This window comes from Embleya sp. NBC_00888 (genome assembly GCF_045207655.1).
GTDB lineage: Bacteria > Actinomycetota > Actinomycetes > Streptomycetales > Streptomycetaceae > Embleya.
The window spans coordinates 3600508-3621544 of record NZ_CP108785.1 but is presented as its reverse complement, the minus strand read 5'-3'; the positions used below and the strand labels follow the sequence as shown (position 1 = coordinate 3621544).

Sequence of the window (21037 nt, the reverse complement as noted above, 5' to 3'; positions counted from 1 at the left end):
TTCGGGGCCTTTCTAGGCGAGGAAGGTCTTGAGTTCGTGGACGAGCTTGCGGATGTGGCCGGAGATCACCGGTGTGCCCAGGTCCTTGAAGCGCTCGCGGAACCAGGGGTTCACGCTGCCGCGGCCGGAGCTGGTCACCGAGCCGACCGGGATGAACTTGGCCCCGGAGCGGTGCACGGCGGCCATGCTCTCGAACAGTCGATCGGTGTGCCATTCGTAGAAGTCGGAGATCCACACGACCACGGTGTTGCGCGGTTCGGCGATCTTGGGTTGGGCCAGCGCCATGGCCACCGTGCCGTCGGTGCCGCCGCCGAGTTGGGTGCGCAGCAGCGTCTCGAAGGGGTCGTGCACCCACGGCGTCAGGTCGACCGCGCGTGTGTCGTACGCGATCAGGTGCACGTCCACCTTGGGCAGTCCGGCGAAGATGGAGGCCAGGATGGTGCAGTTGACCATCGAGTCGACCATCGAGCCGGACTGGTCCACGACCACGATCAGGCGGGTGGGCGTGGTCTTGCGGACGGTGTGCCGGTAGAAGAGTCGGTCGACGTAGAGCCGTTCCTCCTCCGGGCTCCAGTTGGTGAGGTTCTTCCAGATCGTGCGGTCGATGTCGAGGTTGCGGAACACCCGCTTGGGCGGGATCGAGCGGTCCAGGGTCCCGACGCTCGCCTTGGCGACCTGCGTGCGCAGCACCTCGGCGACCTCGTCGACGAAGCGCCGGATCAGGTCCTTGGCGCTGGCCAGAGCGACACCGGACAGGTTGTCCTTGTCCCGGAGCAACTGCTCGATCAGCGACATGCTGGGGGTCAGTCGGGCCGCGAGCGCGGGGTCGGCGAGCACCTCGCGCAGGTGCATGCGCTTGACCAGGTCCGCTTCGATGTCCGCGAGTTCGGGGCCGATCGTGGGGATCAGGTTGCCGAGGTCGGGGGTGCCGCTCCGGCCGCCGGTCCCGGTCGGGGACACACCGCGACCGGCACCCGCGCCGCCGGTGCCCGCGCCCGCGCCGGGTCGACCGCCGCGCAACTCGCCGGGCTTGCAGCCCAACGCGCGCTCCAGCCAACCCGCGTCGGACTGCCAGCGGAAGAGTTGCTCGGCGCTGACCGTGCCGGATCCGGTGCCCAGCACGTTGAGCAGCACCTTGGACACCAGCGCCGCGCGCCGCACCTCGGCGGCGCGATCGCGCCCGTCCTCGTCGGGCTCGGGCACCATCAGGCCCTCGAACTCGGCGGCCAGGTCCGGGTGGCACTGCACGATGGCGTCCACGGACGCCTGCGGGTCCAGCAGCGCGCTCGGCAGGCCGATGTCCTCGACGACGGCCAGGCTCGCCGATTCCAGCGAAGCCTGCTCCTCGTGGTCGAACAGACGCGCCAGCAGTCGCCAGTACAGGACTTGGCGGCGGTTCTCGTCCGGATCCGGTGCGGGGGTGGGTTCGGTCCGCGGCTCGCTCATGTGCGCAGCAGCTTTCCGGCGCGCTCGCGCAGCACCGCCACGGCCTCGGTGGCCGCCTTCTCGGCCTTGGCCGCCGACTTGTCGTCGGTGCCGCCGGCCCAGGCCCCGGCGTGCACGACCGAGGTCTTCTTCTTGATCGTGGTCTCCACGGCGAGCGGTTGCACGCGGAAGCCGCCGGCGTCCCAGCGCAGCAGTCCGATGCACGCACTGGACGTGGCGACCGCCTCGGGGGTGAGTGGGCCGGCCGTCGGGATGCGGTCGACGTCGACGGCGAGGCGGTGCCCCGCGAGGGCCAACGCCAGTGCCTCCGCGTCGCGGTCGACGGTGTAGTTCTCCAGGAACACCGGGATCGCGATGCCCGCCGGATGCCTGGCCGGCGGCGCGCCCGCCGCGGCTTCGGCGGTGGGCAGGGCGACCCGGGCGGTGGCGAAGGCGTCGGCGGGTTCGCCGGCGCGGGCGTGCTCGTCGGCCCAGATCAGGTCGCCGTCGACGGTGATCGGCATGTTCTCCAGGTGCATCGTGCGGCCTTCGCCGGCGACCGCCAACAGGGACAGGTGCGGGCGCAGCAGTTGCCACACGCCGACTCCCACGACCGTGTCCGGCTTGGGAACCGAGACGCTCGCCCGCACCAGGCGTGCGGGGCCGCCGTCGGCGGGCTCGAACACCGCGTGTACCTGGGCCTGCGCGGCGGTCGCGTGCTCGTGCAGGTCGACGCCCAGCGGCAGCAGTCGGCCGGTGGCGGTGTCGGTCGCGGGCGCGGCGGCGGCGCCGGGCACGGTCAGCAACATCGCGCGGGCCCACAGATCGGCCCAGCGGCGCACCGGGAAGCGCTCCAGGGCCGCGCCCGGGCAGGAGGCGGCCAGTTCGGCGGCGAAGCCGTCCAGGAGCGTGGCCAGGCGGCGCAGCGACGGGTCCGGGAGCATCGCGAAGACGACCTGGGCCGACCCGGAGACCAGGTCGTGGTCGATGCCCTGCCAACCCGCGCGAGCGAGATCGGCGAGCCAGGCGCGGGCGGCGGCGAGCAGGTTGACCGCGACCTCCTGGTCCGGCACCGCCTCGGCGTCCCGGGTACGGGTGCGGCCGGTCGCCTCGTCGACGCGGGTGGTGAGCGCGTCGTGGATCGCTCCGAGCAGCGCGGCGCGGGCGGCGGCGAGGGCGACGAGGTGGTCCTCGCTCGCGGCGCCGGCGAGCGCCTTCTCGGCCGCTTCGGCGACCCGGGAGGCCAGCGGTGTCCCGGCGACGGCGGCGGCCAGTTCGGTCAGCGCGCCGGCGTGGGCGGGCTGCGGTCGCAGCAGGCCGCCGACGAGGGTGCGGTCGAAGGCCTCGACGACCGCGAGCGCCTCGTCGAGCCCGGCGATGGGTTCGGCGAGCAGGTCGACGCGCATCAGGCCACCGCCCGGGTCGGCGGGAACCACTGCATCTCCGGCAACGGTGTTGTGGTCGCGGCGAGTTCGAGGTAGGTCAGGTGGCGCAGGAACCGGCTGAAGACGGGTGCGGCGGCCGTGGCGGCGGCCTGCGCCGGGCGGGTGACCCGCATGTCGGCCAGGATGCTCTGTACGTTCGGCTTGCCGTTCGCCGGCTCGACCCGCAGGTAGCGGGCCACGCGCTCGGCGCCGTACTGCACCACCGACTCGACGACCAGTGCCTCGATGTGCTTGCAGAACGAGCCCCGGGCGCCTCCGCACGCCCGGTTGTTGTTGGTACTGCACGCGAAGGCGTACGTGCCGGCCGCGATCGACGAGACGTAGACACGTCCGATGTCCGAGCCGCTGGACACCACGCCCTGCAGGCGTCCGTCGGCCAGTTCGACGAACGGGACCTTGGCGAGCCTGCGCGGCCGGGCGGGTGGTATCACCCGGGCCGCGCTCGCGCCCTCCCATACTTCCGTGGCTGAGGACACACCATCTCCTTTACACCGAGGGGGATTCCGCGCCGAGAGGATCGGCGGGACGGGGATGAAGGTACTAACGATCTCCGACAGGCACGTCGCCGGCCCGGTGGCCGCGCGTCGGCGGCGCGGACGGTTCCTCGTCCGGTCCGAAGGCCTGCCGGGGCCGCGCGCCGGTGTCCGAGGAGCGTGGTAGGCAGGGCCTCCCGGCCTCGGCCGTGCACGTCTCGGCGGTCTGTCGAGGTCGGGACGACGGTGAACGGAGGAGCCGTGCGGGCAAACCGGAAGAGCGTGGCCCGGCGTGCCGTCCTGGACCACCTGCTGAGCCTGATCGCGGACGCCCCGTGGAGCGAAAGCCTGGTCCTGCGCGGCAGCATGGTGATGCCCGCGTGGGTGGGCGACCGGGCGCGTGAGCCGGCCGACTTGGACTTCGTCGTGGTGACGGCGCCGCCCGCCCGAGTGGATGCGTTGGATCCGTACCCCTTCGTGGCGCGCACCGAGGTGGTCCAGCAGTGGCCGGAGGCGGCGGACGGCGCGGCCGGGTACGAGATCTGGACGGACGGTGAGGAAGAGTTCGAGATGCGCGGACTGCGGCCGAGGGTTCCCCCGGACGGGCTGCGCTGGGACCCGGCCCCGGATCCGCCGGAACTCGTCCCCGACTACGACGACCTGGTCGACCGGGTGCGGAGCCGACCGATGGCGGCACCGGGAATCGCCCTGGATGCGAGCGGCGTGCACCGCGACAGCACTTGGTCGTACGCCTATGACGGATCCGAGTCCGGCGGGATCCGCGTCCTGGTCCCGTGGCGCGCGAAGGGACTGGGCTCCGGTGCGGCGCAGTTGGACTTCGCCTTCGACGAAACGCTCCACCGACCTCCGGTGTGGACCCTGGTGCCGCGCGCGGACGGTGCCGCGCCGACTCTGGTGCGCACGGCGAGTCGGGAGTTGTCCCTGGCCTGGAAGCTGTTGTGGCTGTACGCCGACGGCGCCGACGGCCACGGTTCTCGCGGCAAGGACCTCCACGATGCCGTGCTCCTGGCCGAGGACACCCGCACCGCGCTCTCCGTACCGCTCCTGCGACAGGTGCTGCGCACCCACACGTTGCGTACCACGACCGCGAGTAGCGGGTTCGGGTCGCACGCGGTCGAGGTCGCGGAGGCCGACTGGGCGGCGTTTCGCGCGGAGCACCCTTGCGTGCGCGGCAGTGCGCGGGAGTGGCTCCGTCGCCTCGACGTCGCTCTCGCGGGGGTGTTCGCGAGGCTCGAAGGCACGACCGTTTGAGAGTCCGCCGAGGGTCGGGTGAGCGGTTCGGCCCTGGACCGGGGCCGTTGGCTCACGCCCCGCCGGTCCCGCTTTCGTCGCCCGTCGACGGCGCGTCCGAGGCGAGCAGGGCGGCGAGGGCCGCGACCGTGGTCGGAGCGGCCACGTGGTGGATCGCCCGCCAGCCCCGGGCGCGGGCCGCGGCGCAGTTCGCCGCGACGTCGTCGATCAGCAGGCACTGTCGTGGCACCACCCCGGCGACCCGCTCGGCGTGCGCGAGGATGCGCGGGTCGGGCTTGCTCAGGCCGCACACGTGGGAGGCGATCACGGTGTCGAACAGGCCCGGGAACAGGTGTGGGGCCGCGGCGTGCAGCAGGGCCCGCCGGTGCGGTTCCCATTCCGCGACGCTGTTGGTGAGCAACCCGATGCGTGTGCCCTGTTGCCGCAGCGCGTGCAGTTCGGCGAGGAGGTGGGTGTCGATACGGCGGTCCGTGTACCAGTGGTCGCCGAAGCTGGTCAGGTCGATGCGCGGGATCAGGTCCGGGGCGAGGGCGGCGGTCACCCGGCGGCCCCATTCGGCCTGTGAGACCCGGCCGCGTTCCAGGGCCTCGAACGCGGCCGCGCATCCGGTGTGCGGCGCGAGGTCGTCGGCGACGCGCCGCACGGCGTCGAGGAACGCGTGTTCGGGGAGACCGGCCGCGGCCAGGACGCGGTCGAGCGCCTCGTCGATCGGGGAGGTCAGGACGCCCCCGAAGTCGCTCCACACCATGGTGGGCCGAGGGGCGCTCATGCCCGGACCGCGCGGCCGAGGCGGGAGCGGGCGGCGATCCCGCCGCCGGGCGGGGCGGGGTCGGTGTCCAGGCGTCGGCCGTCCGGGCCGAACAGGTGCAGGCGTTCGGCGGAGACCCGAACCCGGATCCGGTCGCCGGCCGCCCGGAAGGGGCCCTCCGCGGGGACGGTGACCGCCCACGACGATCCGCCGTCGACGGCGCCGCGGCAGGTCACCACGCGGCCGTCGCCGGTGTATTCGACGATGTCCACGACGCCGTCCAGAACGAGGCCGTCGGCGCGGTGTTCGGGCTCGTCCACCTCGGTGCCGGTGCGCCCCTCCCCCGGTGTCGGGTCGAGTACGCCGTCGGCCGGCCGCCAGCCCAGCAGCAATGCGCCCTCGGGCAACGGGTCTTTGAGACAAGGGAGTCGAGCGCGCAGTCCGGGCGCGTGCAGAGCGGGCCCGGTGGCCGCGTCCGGGCGTGTCCCGGTCCGCTCGACCGGTTGCAGGTTCATCGCCGGGCTGCCCAGGAAGCCGGCCACGAACGTGTTGGCGGGTCGGCTGTACACCTCCTGCGGGGAGCCCGCCTGGGAGAGCCGCCCGGCGTCGAGCACGACCAGGTGGGTGGCCATCGACAACGCTTCGAGCTGGTCGTGCGTGACCAGTACCGCGGTGCAGCCGAACTCTCGGTGCAGACGCACGAGTTCGGCGCGCGCGTGCTGGCGCAGTTGGGCGTCCAGGGCGGACAGGGGTTCGTCCAGGAGCAGCACCGAAGGGCCGCGCACGAGAGCGCGGGCCAGCGCCACGCGTTGGCGTTCGCCGCCCGAGAGTTGGCTCGGACGCCGGTGCTCCTTGCCGTCGAGGCGGACGAGGGCGCAGGCCCGGCGTACGCTCTCGGCGATCTCGGCCCGGGACGCGGCGGTCGGCGTGCCCGCGCGGTCGCGCCCGCCGGGGACCAGTCGTGCGGCCAGACCGCGGCGCCGGTCGTGCCGGGCCCGCATGCGCAGTCCGAAGCCCACGTTCTCCGCGACGGTCATGTGCGGGTACAGCGCGAAGTCCTGGAAGACCATGGACAGATCGCGTCGGCCGGGCAGGAGGTCGGTGACCTCGACGCCGTCGATGGCGATGTGTCCCGTATCGGGTGTCTCCAGGCCCGCGATCAGCCGGAGCGCGGTGGACTTGCCGCATCCCGACGGGCCCACCACGACGGTGAACGAGCCTGGTGGGATGGCCAGTTCCGGAAGATCCACGGCCGGTCGGGGGGAGTCGCCGTAGGACTTGACGAGATCGCGCAGCACGATCCCGCCTGCGGCGGGTCGGTCGGTCATGTCGGGGGTCACCGCAATCCGGAGTGGAGGAACGCGTCGGCGACGCGACGGGAGGCGAGCAGGTAGACCACCACGACGGGCAGCGTGGACAACATGGCCGCCGCGAGCAGCGGCCCGGGGTTGGGGCCTTCCTGGTTCTGGAAGAGCTGCAATCCCACCTGGATGGTGGTGTGGTCGCGGGCGGGCGCGGCCAGCAGCGGCCACAGGTACTCGTTCCAGGTGCTGATGAACACCAGTACGGCGACCGCGCCGAGGGCGGGGCGCAGCAGCGGGAGCACGACGAACCGCAGCGTCTCCCACGGCGTCGCGCCCTCCAGCGCGGCGGCCCCGAGCAGGCCGGGCGGGATGGCCTTGACGTGCTCGTGCAGGAGCAGCACGGCCAGTGCGCAGCCGGAGAGTTGCGGCAGCACGAGTCCGGGATAGGAGTTGCGCCAACCGAGTTCGGCGAGCATCAGGAAGTGCGGCACGATCAGCGACTGGGTCGGTACGACCAGGGCCACCGCGAGCGCGCCCATCATCCAGCCGCGCAGCGGAACGTGGAAGCGGACCAGGGCGTATGCGGCGAGTACGCCGACCGCGAGTTGCGCGAGGGTCACGCCGGCGGCCATCAGGAAGGTGTTGACCAGGAGCCGCGCGATCGGGAAGTCGTCGAGGGCGACGCGGTAGTGCTCCAGGCTCGCCGGCCACGGCACGGGGTCGGTGCCGTAGATGTCGTTGGCGGGTTTGAACGAGGTGATCAGCGCCCACAGGACCGGGAAGAGCATCGCCGCGGCCACCGCGATCAGCACCGCGTGTCGGCCCGCCGCGCGCAGGAGGCGTACGGTGCGTCGCAAGCGCGTGGGGGACCGCCGGTCGGCGGGACGCGGGGTGGACGGGTCAGCGTGAACCGGCACGTGCGAACCTCCCGGTGACGCGCCCGACCAGGATCCGCAGGGCGAACAGGGCGGTGAGCGCGAGGACGATGACGACCGCCGCGGCCGAGGCGGCGCCGATGTCGAAGAACGTGAAGCCGTAGGTGTAGAGCCGGTGGTAGACGTTGTCGGTGCTGCCGTCGGGTCCGCCCTGGGTGAGCACGGCGACGTTGGTGAACACCCACTGACCGGCGAGCACGACGCACACGAAGCCGAGCAGCGCGGTGGTCCGGCGCAGTTGCGGCCAGACCACGAACCGGGTGATCTCCCATTCGGTGGCGCCCTCGACCCGGGCGGCCTCGATGCCGCGTCGGTCGATCCCGGCGAGGGCGGCGCCGAACAGCAACATGTTCAGTGCGACGATCTTCGCCGCGGTGACCGCCACCACCACCGGCAGAGCGGTGTCGGGGTCGCCGAGCCAATTGCGATCGGAGGCGAAACCCAGGCCGCCCAGAGCGGCGTTGGCCACTCCCTGGAGCGGGTTGAGCACGAACTGCCAGGAGACGGCGGTGGCCACGGGCGCCAGCACGACGGGCAGGAAGAGCAGCGCGCGGTAGATCTCCGACGTACGCCCGGGCCGCTTCCACAACATGATCGCCAGGCCGAGCGGGACGAGTGTGGCGAACGGTGCCATCAACGCCACGTACAGCACCGTGCGCCGGATCGCCCTGGGGAACTCCGGTTCGCCGAACAGTCGTTCGTAGTTGTCGGTGCCGACGAACGGTCGCCGATCCGAGGTCAGGTCCCAGTCCAGGAAGCTGAGCACGCCGGTGAACACGAGCGGCCCGTAGACCCATACGACCAGGGACAGCAACATCGGCGTCAGGTAGAGCCAGGGGCCGGCGCGCCCGTCCCGCCGTGTGCGGGTGCGTCGTTCGCCGGTTCGCGCACCGGACTCCCCCGGCCCCGGCACCCGTTCGGCCCCGGCGCCGACGCGCGGTGTCGTCGTCGAGGTCACGATCGTGCGGCCAGGGAGCGGATCTTGGCCGCGGTCTCGGCCAACGTCTTGGCCGGGTCGGCCCGGCGCAGCACGATCGGCTCCACCGCCTCGTCCTGGAGGGCCAGCACCGCCTGATTGGCGTTGCGTCCGGGGAAGAACGTGTAGGGGGTGACCGAGTCGAGGTGGTCCAGCGCGGGCAGCAGGCGCTTGTTCCGGGCGAAGTAGCCGGCCAGGTGGGCCGGGTCGGTCACCAGTGCCGGGCGCAGCGGCAGGTAGCCCATGTCCCGGGTGATCACGGTGAATCCCTGGGCGCCGGTGAGGAAGCTGACGAACCGCCAGGCGGCTCGCTGCCGGGCCTTGTCCTTGGTGAGTACGGCCAGGCCCGCGCCCGAGTAGGTGGGCCGCGCGGGCGCGTCGGTGAAGCGCGGGAAGCCGGCGGTGCGCAGGTCGAACTTTCCGTCCGCGGCCTTCTCGAAGTTGGTCAGCGCGGCGGTGCTGAGCACGATCATGGCCAGCTTGCCGGCCGCGAAGGTCGCGACGGCGTCGTTCGCGGACACCGCCGGAGCGGCGCCGGAGACGGTGAGGTCCCGCAGGACGGTGAGCGCGCCGACGGCGGCCGGGTCGGCGAGCGCGGGGCTGCCGTCGGGGCGCAGCAGCGTACCGCCGTTGCTCGCGATCACCGATTGGGTCAGGTAGTCGGACTTGCCCGCGTCGGCGACGGCGAAGTAGACGCCCTGCGCCCCGGTTCGGGTCACCGCCAGGGCGGCGTCCTTGATCTCGGCGACGGTGCGCGGCGCGCGGTCCGGGTCGAGCCCGGCCTTGCGGAAGAGGTCGGCGTTGTAGAACAGCACGGGGACGGACATCGTGTACGGCATCGCCCTGACCTTGCCGTCGTGCCGTACGGCGGCCAGTACGCCCTGCGACATGCCGGCGACGTGGGCCTGCCAGTCGGCCGGCGACGGGATGTCCTGGATGGGCACCAGCGGCAGGTTCGCGTACGCCTCGGCCATCTTGCTCCAGCCGATCTGCGCGACGTCGGGCGGATTGCCGGCGGCGGTGTCGGTGCGCAGCTTGGTCAGCACGTCCTTGACCGCGACGCCCTGCGGGCGGATCCGGATGTCGGGGTTGGCCGCGTGGAAGGCGTCGATGAGCTTCTGCGTGCCCTGTCCGCCCAGGTCGGGGGTGCCGTGGTTGTAGGAGAGGAAGTCGAGCGTGACGGTCTTGCCGCCTCCGCCGCTGCCCTCATCCGCGCCGCACGCGCTGAGCGCGGCCAGGCCGAGCAGGCCCAGCAGGGATCTGCGGGCGAGGACGGGACCGGCCGCCGCATTGCCGACGACCCGCGTTCGGGTCGCCGGTGTTCGGGTCGCGTGCATCAGGAGCCTTTCCGAACGTCGAATCGGGCGCCGGGGTGGGCCAGGCGTACCGGGCCGGCGTAGACCGCCTCCGCCTCCGCCTTGCGGGCCTCCAGCCAGAGCGGGTCGGCGGTGACGAAGTGGGTCAGCACGAGTTGTCCGGCCCCGGCCGCGGCGGCGGCGCGCCCGGCGTCCGCTGCACTGAGGTGACCGTGCGCGCCGAGGTCGGTCTGCTCCAGGGTGGCCTCGGCCAGGAGCAGGTCCGCATCGCGGGCCAGTTCCGGCAGCGCGTCGGTCACCCCGGTGTCGCCGGTGTAGACGAGGACACCGTCGGGGCCTTCGACGCGCACCCCGCAGTTGGGCGAGGCGTGCCGCAGTTCGCGCATGTCCACCCGGCAGTCGGCGACGGTGAAGGCGTCCCCGGGTGTGTACTCGCGTACCTCGAAGGCCGATTCGAACGCCTGGTCCAGGAGCGGCATGGTGCTGACCGGGAAGAGCGCCGCGAGCCGGTCCAGCACGTCGCGGGCGCCGATCGGTACGTAGAGCGGCAGCCGTCCCCGATCGGTACGCGGCGGCGGCAGCGCGACCCGCTTGAACGATTCGGGCAGCTCGCCGGGGTAAGGCACGGTGGCGGCCAACAGCCGCTTGCCGAGCGGGAGCAGGTCGTAGCAGTGGTCCAGGTGCATGTGGCTGATCACCACGGCGTCGAGTCGATCCGGCCGGGTGACCGCGCCCAGGCCGGTCATCACGCCCGGCCCGCAGTCGAGAAGGATGCCGGCGCCGGCCGAGGTGACGAGATAGCCCGAACTGGCCTGCCCGTCGGCCGGCATGCCCGAACGGCAGCCGAGCACGGTGAGTTGCATTGCGATTCCGATCCGAGAGTCGACGCGAAAGGCGCTGCCTTCCGCACCGAAATCGTGATTCACCCGCCGTGGACCGGCAATGAGCAAATGCCTAACGCGCCATTGGCACGGACAATCGCCGAGTGCGTGCGCGGTCGGCAACGCGAATGCCGCGTGCGTGGAATGCGGCCGGCACGTCGAGCGCAACGCGCCGCGACTACGCGGCCTCGACCGTCTCGACGCTGTCGAGGAACGCCGCCACCAGGGGATCGTGATCGTCGGCGCGCCAGACCACGTCCAGGCTCAGCATCGGCACCGGGTCGACGAACGGGACCACGCTCAGCCCCCGCGCCGACGGTTGGGTCGCGCGTACCGCCTCCGACGCGAAGCCCACGACCGGTCGGGTGGAGACCACCACGCCGGTGGCGCCGGTGTCGTCCACCTCCGCGGCGATGGTCAGACTGATGCCGCTGTCCTGGGCGGCGCGCACGATGGTGTCGTACATCGCCGGACTCTGGTCGCGCTGGAAGAGTACGCAGGGCTGGTGCGCGAGTTCACGAAAGGGCACGTGGGCGCGTCGGGCCCACGGATGGCCGTCGCCGACCACCGCCACCAGCGGCAAGGACAACAACCGTCTCGATCGCAGCCGCGCGCTCAACGGTCGCCCGAAGGTCAGCGCGACATCCAGTTCACCGGCGAGCAGCCCGGTCAGTTGCGGTCCGCTGCGCTTCTCCCACAGCGAGGTGAGCACGCCCGGATGGTCCTCGGCCAGCCGTTGCAACGTCGGCGGGAGCACCCGCTGCCCGGCCGGGAAGTTGAACCCGACCCGGACCGTGCCGACCCGACCGGCCGCCGCCTCGCGGGCGAGCTCCGCGCCCTTGGCCAATCGCTCGACGATGTTCTGTGCCTCGGCCCGGAACACCATTCCCGCGGGGGTCAGCCGCACCTCGTGCGAGGTGCGGGCCACCAGGACGACGCCCAATTCCTTTTCGAGTCGCTGGAGTTGTTGGCTCAGCGAGGGTTGCGCGAGATGCAGCCGTTCGGCGGCCCGGCCGAAATGCAGTTCGTCGGCGATCGCGAGAAAAGACTCCAGGTAACGGAATTCCATGTGCCACCCTTCCCGCATCCCGGAGCGCCGCGTGCCCTGCCCAACCTAGCCGCGGGCACACAACCCCCGATGACACCGAAGTGCCGATCCGGCAAACATCGCCGGCCCAGCCGCCGAAGCCGGGGCGCGAGCCGGCCGCGAATGCGGGCGTGGCCCGCGCCGGCGGGAAGGGCGGGCGCGGCACCGCTCCGCGCGACCTCGACTCCGCCACGACGGGCCCACGCCGGAACGCGCCGACGCTGGGTCAGCCCGCGACGATGTTGCCGTCGGCGTCGAAGACGGTCGTGGACCAGTGCTTGTCCCACTTGTCGTCGAGGTATCGGGGCACCTTGCCCTCGGGGTAGCGGACCCAGCCCGGCTCCGGCTCCCGACCGTTGGGCACGCAGGTTCGGCCGGTGCTGCTGCCGACCGACTTCACCGGATATTCGCCCGACCTACAGATGCGCTCCCGCGTCGAGCACGCGGCCGACACGAGACACGCGACCACCGCCACCGCGACGATCCCGACCGCGACCGCCGCACCGCGAAAGCCGCGCCCCTCGACGGTGGTGCTCCCCGTCCCTCGACGATTCGTCCACACGATCCGCCGTCCCCCTTCTTCCTTCGTCCGATGGTCGTCTGCCCGCAGGACGCCGACTCGCACCTTTCCCGAGTCACGAACTCCGCAGCCCGTCGGGAGATGAATCGCGAGCGTGCGGCGGCCTGCGGTCGGCTGCCACGACAAGCGTGCCCCGTGCCGGCTCGCGCGGCCGGCGGCGCGGTGAACCCGCCGACGTCGTGGGTGGTTCCGTCGCGCGCATGCGGTTGTGGCATCGTGGCGGGTTCAGTGCGCGACGGCGCCCCGACGAACGCGAGAGGCCTTGACGTGCCCGAAGACGTATTCGCCCTTCCCGTCGTCCGGCGGCTGGACGCCCACATCACGCTGCGTCGGGTCGGCGCGCTACCGGTGGTCGTGGTGACCCACCCGCGGGTACGCGCAGCGCTCACCCTCCAGGGCGCCCAACTCCTGTCCTGGCAGCCGACGGGCGAGGAACCGGTGTTGTGGCTGAGCGAGGCCGCCGAGTTCGCGGAGGGGCGTGCGGTGCGCGGCGGGGTGCCGATCTGCTGGCCGTGGTTCGGCCCGGCCGGTCGACCCAACCACGGCTTCGCCCGTGTGCTGCCGTGGACGCTGCTCGACGCGCACGAGGACGACGACGCGGTGCGGCTGACCCTGGTGCTGCGTGCGAGCGAGGAGTCCCGGGCATACTGGCCGCACGAGTTCGAGGTGTTCGCCCGGTTCACGCTCGGTCGCGAGTGCCGGATCGAACTGGAGGCCCGGGGCGACTTCGAGAGCACCGCCGCACTGCACACCTACCTGCGGGTCGGCGAGCTCGACGAGGCGCGGGTCACCGGCGTGCACGGCCCGTACGTCGACAAGGTCCCCGACCCGCCGGTGGAGTCGAACCCGGCTCCGGAACCGGACGGGATCGCCTTCCACGAACGTGTCGACCGCGTCTACACCCGACCCGGCGACGTGAGCCTGGTCCGGGACGTCGCCGGCAAGCGCGTCGTCGAGGTGCGCCACGACGGACACAGCGACGTGGTCGTGTGGAACCCCGGAGCCGACCTCGCGCGCACCATGGCCGACATACCCGACGACGGCCATCGGGAGTTCGTCTGCGTGGAGACCGCCCGCGTCTCCCGGCCCCTGGTGAGCGATCCGGCGGCGCCCACACGGCTGAGCAGCACCCTGCGCGTCGTGCCCGACGCGTAGCGGCTCCGCGCGGCCGGGCGTGGCGATCCCGTCCGGGCGAACGGGATCGCCACGCTACGGGTAGTGCGGCGACGCGGTCGTGTAGGCGAGCTGGAATCCGTTGTCCGCCGGTGTGCCGGTCGGGGTGTAGCAGGCCAGGTACATGAGGACGTCGTCCTTGGCGCCGTAGTCGTTGCGCAGCACCGTGGTGCAGTACCCGCCGCCGGTGGCCGTCAGGTGGGCGTAGCTGGTCATGTAGCCGACCGACAGGTGCAGCGTGTAGCGGCCGGTCGCGGTGCGCGTCACGGTCGCCGAACCCGGCCGGGACATCCACGACCGGGTGATCGTCGGCGCGCCGGCGCCGGGTGCGTCGGCGACGGTCAGTTGCACCGCGTGCGGGACCCGACCGTCGTCGAGCATGCTCTGTCGGCCGGTGTGGCTCAGTACGAAGGCGGTGTCGGCCGGCGCTCCGGTGTGCGTGGTGCAGGCCACCGACGCGGTGCCGGCGGACAGGCCGGCGACCGCGCAGTGCCGGGGCGCCGTCCCGATCGGCGAGACCTGCACGGACTCCGTGTCCGCCGCGACCGCCACCGTGTAGCGGCCGGTACCGGTACGGGTCACCGGGCCGGTGTTCTGCCGAGACGCCGCGGCGGGGAGTTGGCGCGCGGCGGTCGGGTCGCCGGCGTGCACGTAGCCGCGCGAACCCGTCTGACCGTACGGGCCGTTGCGGTCGCCGGCGAGGAACAGGCCGGTGAACGGGACGTCGGCGGGATTGCCGGCGCGGTTGAAGCAGGCGACCTCGATCCTCTCGTCGGTACCGTCCGGCCACCACCGGACGGGCTGGCAGGACACGCCGTTCGCGGCGTAGTCGGACACCCCGACCTGGGCGATGCCGCCGGGCGCGCCGCTGTCCGGGAGGATCACCACATGCCGGCCGACGTCGGTGTGCGTGACCCGTACCGTCTTGACGACGGGCGGGTTGCCGAGCCGCCACGCGCCGTAGGTCCAATTCGGCTCGTGGCTGTCCGGGCGTTGCGGGGACGGCGACAGTTCGCGCGTGCTGCCGATCGGATCGTCGGCGTAGCGAACCTGCCAAAAGCCCCAGGCCGCCGGAACCGGGCCGCTGCTCGCACCGTCGCCACCGCCGCCCGGTGTGCTGCCGCCGGTGCCGGCGGTGCCACCGGTGCCGGCTCGGCCGCCCGTCCCCGGCGTGTTGCCCGCACGGCCCTGGTCGGGGCCGGGGCCGGAACCGGTTTCGCCGGGAACCGCGCCCGGCCGGCCGCCGCCGGGTTCCGCATCGCCGGGGGGCGTCGCGCCGCCGGGCGCTGAGGTGTCGCCGGGAAGCGGTGGCCCCGAGGAATCCGTCGGGGCGGGACTCGCGGGCGGAATGCCGTCCGCCGCGGGGTTCGCCGACGGGTCGCCACCCGCACCGCCGGGGGTCGCCGAAGAGCCGGGGGACGGCCGGGCGGACGGCGTGTGCGCGGTGTCGGGCGCCACCGCCAGCAACGTCAGGGCGGCCGCCGCGACCAGGTCGACGACCGTGCCGCCGACGCGGACCGCCATGGGATTGTCGGTGGCGAGTCGGGAGGCGGTACTCACCGCCGGGGCGACACCGGGAAGGCGCAACAACTGCTGCAGGACCGCGTCGCGTACGGCACGCGTACCGGTGACCAGCGGCCGGGCGACGGCCTCCAGGGCCGGGCGTACGATTCGCGCGATCTCACCGAACCGGCCCGGATCGGCCGGTGCGGGTGCCGCGGCGGCCGCGGACGCGACCACCTCCGGGGTCACGCCGGATGGCACCGAGGCGGCCTCGGCGGTGGCCGCCTCGGCCGTGGTCGCGGGTGCGGCTTCGGCCGCGGCGGGACGACCCGTCCACCAGGCCACCGCCGCGCGGCGCCGCTCGTCCTCGTCCGTGCCCTGTCGGGCCGCCGCCAACGCCAGGCCCGGGCCGAGTACCCAGGTGCGTTGCAGGACGGCGTCCTCGGCCACGGCGGAGCAGCGCCCACACGTCTTCGCGTGCGCCCCGAGCGCGCGATACTCCGCGCGGGTCGGAACCAGGGCGGACCCGGCCTCCTCGGCGACGAACAACCCTGCGAGCCCCGGGACTTGGGCGGCCTCGGAGCAGGAGCGCACCGAGCGCGCCGCCGCCAACAGCCCCACCCGCTCGCGCACCTTCTTCAGACCGCGGCTGAGTTCGCGGTCGACCTTGACGCGTGGCCACCCCAGATGGGCGGCGAGCTCGGCACCCCTGACCAACCGCATCTCGGCGAGCGTGTGGTCCAAGTGCGCGCTCACCACCGCGCGTTGGGTCTTCGACAACGCGTCGGTGTCGGTGTAGAGCGCGGCGAAGGCCTGGGTCTTGCCGTACGCGTGGCCGAGGTCGGTGCCGACCGTGACCGCCCCCGAGGCGACCGCGTTCTTCACGTCCGGCGCGGCGTCCTCCTCGATGGGCCGGCCGGCGGCACGTCGCCGCGCCGTCAACTCCGCCTTCCACAGGTTTCTGGCGATGCCCCACAACCACCGGTCGACGCCCCGACGCGGCTTCAGGTCGCGGGCGATGCCATCGAGCGCGCGGACGAACACCTCGCTGACGAAGTCGTCGGCCTCGGCCGCCGAGGGCAGATTCGCCCGGAACCAGCGAACCAACACGTCGTGGTGACGCTCGTACAACGCGATCCGGGCGTCCTCGTCACCGTCACGCAACCGCTGCCACGTGTCGTCCGCACCCGGATCGGAACCCGAACGCACTTCCGCGTCCGTGTCGGCGTCCCCATCCGCATCCGCGCCTGGGTCCCACTCCGAACCCGGGTCCCACTCCGAACCCCCACTCGAACCCGGGCTCGGACCCGAACCCGGGACCGAACTCCAGGCCGAACCAGGCTCGGTGCCCGGCGACTCGGTGTCCTCGGCCGGCGGCGCGGCCGGTTCGTCGGGGACCTGGGGGAGCTCCGGCGGCCGCCGATCCGACGGCAGGTCTCCGGGCAGGTCCGGTCGGGTCTGTGTCATGGCACCCTCCGCAAAAATGGCAACGCGGCTCTGTCACCCGGAACGTGGGCCGAGGGGCGAGGATCTCTCCACTTTTCGCGCGCCCAATTATCCGGCAACGGACGAGCGTTGGTCCGGGAAAGCGCGCATCACAGCGCGGCACACGAAATCGGCGCTCGAAAAATGGAGAGATCTCGCCGCCCCCGGGCAAGCTCCGACCCCGACCGAACCGGCCACGACGTCTACTACGTGTACGTGACCACCGTCGCCTACACCGACCACAACCGCGTTCCGCACCGCTGCACGGTCGAGGGCCGCCACCGCCCCGGCTCGCCGGTGCCGCTGATCTACCCTCCCCGCAGGCCGCACCGTGCCCAAGCCGCCTCCGCGGCCTCCTACGGTCGAGTCGTCGTGGCGATCGTGACCTACGCGATCCTGCCGGCCGGTCTCACCTACGTCGCACACCAAGTCGGCGACCACATCGACGACTTCTGCGCACCCCTCACCCCAGAGGCCCGCTCGTTCCACGACTGCCCCTGACGGGCTCGCCGCGGTACCTGAAGAACCCGCTCACCAATTTTCACTTCGGACGCAACCGGCACGGCGGAGACACGTCTATGTGATGGAGAGCGGCAAACAGCAATAACACGGGAGCGGCGGGAACCAGTACGCGGAGCCGGGGACACCGGCTCCGGCGGCATCCGGGACTCCGAGTTCGTTGTGCGTTTTCTTTCTTTTCACCGTCACTTGAGCAAGGGACGACTCTGTCATGCGCATGCCCGAAATCAACTCTTTTGCCCGCCGTTTCGCGGTCGGCACTCCCATCGCCGTCCTGGTCGCGCTGGCCCTGCCCGCGGCTGCCGGCACCGCCCACGCGGCCGACGCCACGACCCCGCCTTCGTCCTCCGCCACCCCGACGCCCGGTGCCGGCCGGACCACGCCCCCCGGAAAGGCTCCCTCCCCCACGGCGACCACCACCCCCACCAAGGCCCCCACCTCCACCAAGCCCGCGCCCCCCAAGGACGACCCGCGCGTCGGCGAGCCCGGCTACAAGCCGTGGCTCGCACTCACCGCCGACGTGCCGTCGACGGTCACTCGCGGCAAGACGTTCCAGAGCCGCCTGACGGTCACCAACACCAGCGAATACAACGACATCGCCTCCCCGCAGATCGCGATCCTGCTCACGCTCACGGGCGGCAACACATCCGCCGAGCCCCGCGACGTCACGGTCGGCTACCGGCTCCCCGGCAAGGCCACGCAAACACTCGCGGTCACCCGAAGCGAGCAGTCCCTGCTCGTCAACTTCGACATCCCCGGCACCCTGCGGGCGGGCAAGTCGGTCACAGTCGAACTCTCGGTGACGATCAAGGCGTCGACCACGACCGGGGTCACCGACGGCAGCCTCCAGCCCTGGATGGTGAAGGTGCCCGGTCAGGACGTCAGCACCCACCGGTTCAAGGTCGTCGGCCCGGCCGTGCCCGACACTGCCAAGCCCACGCCGGAGACCGCCGAGAAGGCGCCTGCGACCGGCTCGAAGCTCACCGAACTGCCCAAGACCGGCAGCGCGACGGCAATGCCGCTGACCCTCGCCGGCGGCGCGCTGGTGCTCCTCGGCGGCGGCGCCGTCGCGACCGCCCGCCGCCGCAACACCCGATAGGGACCGGTACTCGCTCCGCCGTCCGGGTACGGCGCGGCCTGGAAGTCGATGGAGGGCGCGGTCGGGCGATGTGCCCGACCGCGCCCTCGCCACGACCCGCCGGCGCGCGGGAGTCGCCCGACCGACACTCGACACATGGACATCCTGCGGACGCGTGGTTCGGTGTCGATGCCGGGCCGAGGCGAGATCGAGGTCACCCTCGACCTGTACGACCCGCCGCTCACCGACGATGTGCTCCCGCGCGGGTGGACCGCGACCATCACCGAGGGTCCCCCGCTCGCGGTCGGCGAGCGCGGCCTGCTGTACCTCGACGCCCAACGCGCGGCCATCGCCAACCCGTTCGTCGTGGTCACGAGCACCGCCGGGATCAGCCGGATCCAGGGAGTCACGGAGGCTTGACGACTCCTGTCGACTCCTCGGGTCGTGAACCTCTTCGCCGGGACATCCTCACCGAGAGGGGATTCCAGGCGTGAACCGGAACCCGAACGAGAACGCGAACGTGAACGCGAACGAGAGCCCGAACGAGCACGAGCACGAGCGGCAGGACCGGTGCCCCTCCCACGACCGCCCCAAGGCGATCCCCGTCCCGGAATCCCTCGAACGCGCCATCACCGCCGAAACCTCGCTGCGCGCCCGGATGCCGCACGTCGCCGTAGGCCTGGCGAGCGGCCGCGGAGCGGCGTTCGTCGCCCTGCTGCGGGCCACCGAGCCGGGCGCCCTCCCGGTCCGCACCCGGATCGCCTTCGGCGCGCTGATCCCGGTGGGCTCCGCATGGGCCGTCTTCGCCGCCCGGGCGCTCACCGAACGCCGTCCGCTCTACGGTCACGATCGAGTACTCGCGGCCTCGATCGCCCTCGCCGCGACCACCGCGACCACCGCCCTCGGCACCGCGGTCGCCGCCTCGCGCGGCACCACGACCGCGACCACCACGACAGCGCTGACGGGCACCACCCCGGTTGTCACGTCGGCCCTGCTGCCGGCCCGAGCGCGAGGCCGACGCCGACGGCTCCTGCGGCTGCGCGACGAACTGCGCGCGGAGAGCCCGTAACCGGTCACCTCGGCCACATGGCGCACCTGGGCACATGCGCAATCCGGGGCGCGGGCGTCCGTCAGCCGGCGGCGTCGGTCCTCGCGAGTTCGGTGATCGCCTTGTGCAGCCGACTCTCACGGGTCGCGGCGGTGCGCGCGGTGATCAGCTTCAGGATCACCGCGTACCGCTGCGTCCGGCCGAGTTCCTCGAACGCCCGCGCGGCCCGCGGGTTCTCCGCCAAGGCGGCGGCCAGATCGGGCGGGACCACGGCGTCGCGCTGCGACTCGTACGCCGCCTCCCACCGACCGTCGGCCTGCGCCGCCTCGACCTCGGCCAGCCCGGCGGGCCGCATCCGCCCGGCCGCGCTCAGTTCCTCGACCTTGGCCACGTTGACCTGCGACCACCGGCTGCGCGGGCGGCGCGGTACGTACTTCTGTAGGTAGTAGTCGTCGTCGTAGGACTTGCGCTGCCCCGAGATCCAGCCGTAGCAAAGGCCGACGTCGACCGCCTCGTCACTGGTCAGCGACGGGATGCCGGAACCCTTCTTCGCCATCTTCAGCCACACCCCGACCGCCAGTTCGACGTGCGTGTCCAGCCAGGTCTCGAACTCCGCGACATCACGGAACACGATCACCTCGGCTTCCTCGAAAGCGGGTTCCGTGGACACACGCGGCTCCTCCGTCCGGCGAGGATCGCCCAGTGCGCTCCCCCGAGGCGGCCCAACATAGCGAGGCGACGGCATCCGTACGCGCCGCCCGACACGCGATTGCGCCCGGCGCGGCGAAGGCGAGCCCCGGCGCGGAGCCCGCGACCGGATCGCCCGGTCAGCGGACCCCGGTTCGCGACGCGGTCACCGCCACCGCGGTGTAGCGCATCGTGAAGGCGCCTCCCGACGCGTCGACGACGGCTCCGACAGCCGCCGACAACGCTGCCATCTCGGCCGCCGGGAGCCGGGTGTGGTCGCCGGTGGTGGGCAGTTGATCCAGCCACTCGTCGCGGGTGTAGCGCCGTGCCCAGTCGAAGTGCCACCGCTCCGGCTCGTCGAACCCGCCCGCCGCGCGTATCCCGTCCTCGGCCCCGGCGCACAGCGCCGCGTGTCCGACCGAGCCGCTCGCCCATCGCCGTGCCGCGAGCGAGTCGGGCAACATCCGCCGGTAGACCTCGGCGAAGGCTTCCGCGATCTCGGAGGGCGGTAGCTCCACGTTCCAGAACAGGGCGAGCCGCCCGCCGGGCCGCAGCGCCTCGGCCGCCTTCACCGCTCCCGCGACCGGGTCCACCCAGTGCCAGGTCTGCGCGGCGACGACCGCGTCGAAGGCTCGGCCGGCCGGGTCCCAGTCCTCGAACGCGGCCACCTCGACGTCGAGTCCGCGCCCGCGCGCCCACGCGGCCATCCGCGCGTCGACCTCGACACCGAGCACATCGCAACCGGCCGCCCGGAACTGCCGGGCCGCGATGCCGGTGCCGATGCCGACATCGAGGACGGCGGGCCCGGGCGCGGCGGCCACGATCCGCGCCACGAGGGCGTCCGGGTAGCGGGGCCGGGCCCGGTCGTAGCGTTCGGGATCCATCCCGAACGACTCGGCCATCCGGCGGTGCAGGTGGGGTGGGGCTTCGGAACCGGGTACTCGTTCGGGCCCCGGCGGCATAGTGGGCATGCGCCCACTATGAATGGGCAGATGCCCACTCGTCAACGAAGGCGGCCCGCACGCGAGAGAATCGACGGAATCGACACGGCACGAAGGGACGGCGCGAAGAGACGGCACGAAGGGACGGCGCGAAGGGACGG

20 protein-coding genes are annotated in these 21037 nt (G+C 72.5%); 6 read left to right on the top strand and 14 right to left on the bottom strand.

Annotated elements, in window-relative coordinates; genetic code table 11:
* Positions 1-12: 12 nt before the first annotated feature.
* Genes OG948_RS50165 through OG948_RS50155 form a run of 3 tightly spaced genes read right to left on the bottom strand, consistent with a single transcriptional unit; the run spans position 13 to position 3346 of the window.
* Positions 13-1446, bottom strand: coding sequence for a VWA domain-containing protein (locus OG948_RS50165; protein WP_331771740.1), 1434 nt, complete (start codon positions 1444-1446; stop codon positions 13-15).
* Positions 1443-2861, bottom strand: coding sequence for a hypothetical protein (locus OG948_RS50160; RefSeq protein ID WP_331771739.1), 1419 nt, complete (start codon positions 2859-2861; stop codon positions 1443-1445). The genes OG948_RS50165 and OG948_RS50160 overlap by 4 nt, the downstream gene beginning before the upstream one ends.
* Positions 2831-3346 carry a hypothetical protein gene (locus tag OG948_RS50155; protein WP_331771738.1) on the bottom strand — a complete coding sequence of 172 codons (516 nt, stop codon included), beginning with the start codon at positions 3344-3346 and terminating at the stop codon, positions 2831-2833. The genes OG948_RS50160 and OG948_RS50155 overlap by 31 nt, the downstream gene beginning before the upstream one ends.
* Positions 3347-3604: 258 nt before the next feature.
* On the opposite strand from OG948_RS50155, the gene OG948_RS50150 reads away from it, so the two are divergent.
* A complete protein-coding gene (locus OG948_RS50150; protein WP_331771737.1) occupies positions 3605-4615 on the top strand; it encodes a nucleotidyl transferase AbiEii/AbiGii toxin family protein in 1011 nt (336 codons plus the stop codon).
* A gap of 52 nt (positions 4616-4667) precedes the next feature.
* Here the strand turns inward: OG948_RS50150 and OG948_RS50145 are convergent, their stop codons facing one another.
* The 8 genes from OG948_RS50145 to OG948_RS50110 all read right to left on the bottom strand — a co-directional run bounded on the left by OG948_RS50145 (position 4668) and on the right by OG948_RS50110 (position 12424).
* Complete coding sequence (locus tag OG948_RS50145; RefSeq protein ID WP_331771736.1) at positions 4668-5384, bottom strand: HAD-IA family hydrolase; 717 nt, start codon at positions 5382-5384, stop codon at positions 4668-4670.
* On the bottom strand, positions 5381-6691 hold the full coding sequence (locus OG948_RS50140; protein WP_331771735.1) for an ABC transporter ATP-binding protein: 1311 nt from the start codon (positions 6689-6691) through the stop codon (positions 5381-5383). The genes OG948_RS50145 and OG948_RS50140 overlap by 4 nt, the downstream gene beginning before the upstream one ends.
* Before the next feature lie 8 nt (positions 6692-6699).
* The gene (locus tag OG948_RS50135; protein ID WP_406300697.1) at positions 6700-7524 is read right to left on the bottom strand and encodes a carbohydrate ABC transporter permease; all 825 of its coding nucleotides are present in this window, start codon (positions 7522-7524) and stop codon (positions 6700-6702) included.
* 43 nt (positions 7525-7567) lie between these two features.
* The gene (locus OG948_RS50130; protein WP_331771733.1) at positions 7568-8560 is read right to left on the bottom strand and encodes a sugar ABC transporter permease; all 993 of its coding nucleotides are present in this window, start codon (positions 8558-8560) and stop codon (positions 7568-7570) included.
* Entirely contained in the window at positions 8557-9915 is a 1359-nt protein-coding gene (locus OG948_RS50125; protein ID WP_331771732.1) for an ABC transporter substrate-binding protein, read from the bottom strand. The genes OG948_RS50130 and OG948_RS50125 overlap by 4 nt, the downstream gene beginning before the upstream one ends.
* Positions 9915-10757 carry an MBL fold metallo-hydrolase gene (locus OG948_RS50120; RefSeq protein WP_331771731.1) on the bottom strand — a complete coding sequence of 281 codons (843 nt, stop codon included), beginning with the start codon at positions 10755-10757 and terminating at the stop codon, positions 9915-9917. The genes OG948_RS50125 and OG948_RS50120 overlap by 1 nt, the downstream gene beginning before the upstream one ends.
* Positions 10758-10953: 196 nt before the next feature.
* Positions 10954-11844 carry a LysR family transcriptional regulator gene (locus tag OG948_RS50115; RefSeq protein WP_331771730.1) on the bottom strand — a complete coding sequence of 297 codons (891 nt, stop codon included), beginning with the start codon at positions 11842-11844 and terminating at the stop codon, positions 10954-10956.
* Between the two features lie 244 nt (positions 11845-12088).
* Positions 12089-12424 carry an SCO0607 family lipoprotein gene (locus OG948_RS50110; protein ID WP_406300696.1) on the bottom strand — a complete coding sequence of 112 codons (336 nt, stop codon included), beginning with the start codon at positions 12422-12424 and terminating at the stop codon, positions 12089-12091.
* 285 nt (positions 12425-12709) lie between these two features.
* Here OG948_RS50110 and OG948_RS50105 point away from each other — a divergent pair, with 285 nt between their 5' ends.
* Positions 12710-13597, top strand: a complete 888-nt coding sequence (locus OG948_RS50105) for a D-hexose-6-phosphate mutarotase (protein WP_331771728.1) — start codon at positions 12710-12712, stop codon at positions 13595-13597.
* 54 nt (positions 13598-13651) lie between these two features.
* Here OG948_RS50105 and OG948_RS50100 read toward each other — a convergent pair whose 3' ends face one another.
* Positions 13652-16585 (bottom strand): sigma factor, encoded by a 2934-nt coding sequence (locus tag OG948_RS50100; RefSeq protein WP_331771727.1) that lies wholly within the window; start codon positions 16583-16585, stop codon positions 13652-13654.
* A gap of 162 nt (positions 16586-16747) precedes the next feature.
* Between OG948_RS50100 and OG948_RS50095 the strand changes: the two genes are divergently transcribed.
* From OG948_RS50095 to OG948_RS50080, 4 genes are all read left to right on the top strand, one after another.
* Positions 16748-17104, top strand: coding sequence for a hypothetical protein (locus OG948_RS50095; RefSeq protein ID WP_331771726.1), 357 nt, complete (start codon positions 16748-16750; stop codon positions 17102-17104).
* A 229-nt stretch (positions 17105-17333) separates the two neighbouring features.
* On the top strand, positions 17334-18221 hold the full coding sequence (locus OG948_RS50090; RefSeq protein WP_331771725.1) for an LPXTG cell wall anchor domain-containing protein: 888 nt from the start codon (positions 17334-17336) through the stop codon (positions 18219-18221).
* Positions 18222-18356: 135 nt separating this feature from the next.
* Positions 18357-18620, top strand: a complete 264-nt coding sequence (locus OG948_RS50085) for a hypothetical protein (RefSeq protein ID WP_331771724.1) — start codon at positions 18357-18359, stop codon at positions 18618-18620.
* Positions 18621-18690: 70 nt separating this feature from the next.
* The gene (locus OG948_RS50080) at positions 18691-19269 is read left to right on the top strand and encodes a transmembrane transport protein (protein ID WP_331771723.1); all 579 of its coding nucleotides are present in this window, start codon (positions 18691-18693) and stop codon (positions 19267-19269) included.
* Between the two features lie 61 nt (positions 19270-19330).
* Here the strand turns inward: OG948_RS50080 and OG948_RS50075 are convergent, their stop codons facing one another.
* Together OG948_RS50075 and OG948_RS50070 are read right to left on the bottom strand one after the other, a co-directional pair.
* Entirely contained in the window at positions 19331-19918 is a 588-nt protein-coding gene (locus OG948_RS50075) for a YdeI/OmpD-associated family protein (RefSeq protein ID WP_331771722.1), read from the bottom strand.
* A 157-nt stretch (positions 19919-20075) separates the two neighbouring features.
* Entirely contained in the window at positions 20076-20906 is an 831-nt protein-coding gene (locus OG948_RS50070; RefSeq protein ID WP_331771721.1) for a class I SAM-dependent methyltransferase, read from the bottom strand.
* Between the last annotated feature and the right edge of the window lie 131 nt (positions 20907-21037).

Bases quoted from the DNA above. Each gene is read 5' to 3' on its own strand.
- OG948_RS50165 (WP_331771740.1), bottom strand. From the start codon at position 1,446: ATGAGCGAGCCGCGGACCGAACCCACCCCCGCACCGGATCCGGACGAG.
- OG948_RS50145 (WP_331771736.1), bottom strand. From the start codon at position 5,384: ATGAGCGCCCCTCGGCCCACCATGGTGTGGAGCGACTTCGGGGGCGTC.
- OG948_RS50140 (WP_331771735.1), bottom strand. From the start codon at position 6,691: ATGACCGACCGACCCGCCGCAGGCGGGATCGTGCTGCGCGATCTCGTC.
- OG948_RS50125 (WP_331771732.1), bottom strand. From the start codon at position 9,915: ATGCACGCGACCCGAACACCGGCGACCCGAACGCGGGTCGTCGGCAAT.
- OG948_RS50120 (WP_331771731.1), bottom strand. From the start codon at position 10,757: ATGCAACTCACCGTGCTCGGCTGCCGTTCGGGCATGCCGGCCGACGGG.
- OG948_RS50115 (WP_331771730.1), bottom strand. From the start codon at position 11,844: ATGGAATTCCGTTACCTGGAGTCTTTTCTCGCGATCGCCGACGAACTG.
- OG948_RS50100 (WP_331771727.1), bottom strand. From the start codon at position 16,585: ATGACACAGACCCGACCGGACCTGCCCGGAGACCTGCCGTCGGATCGG.
- OG948_RS50095 (WP_331771726.1), top strand. From the start codon at position 16,748: ATGGAGAGATCTCGCCGCCCCCGGGCAAGCTCCGACCCCGACCGAACC.
- OG948_RS50090 (WP_331771725.1), top strand. From the start codon at position 17,334: ATGCGCATGCCCGAAATCAACTCTTTTGCCCGCCGTTTCGCGGTCGGC.
- OG948_RS50085 (WP_331771724.1), top strand. From the start codon at position 18,357: ATGGACATCCTGCGGACGCGTGGTTCGGTGTCGATGCCGGGCCGAGGC.
- OG948_RS50070 (WP_331771721.1), bottom strand. From the start codon at position 20,906: ATGCCCACTATGCCGCCGGGGCCCGAACGAGTACCCGGTTCCGAAGCC.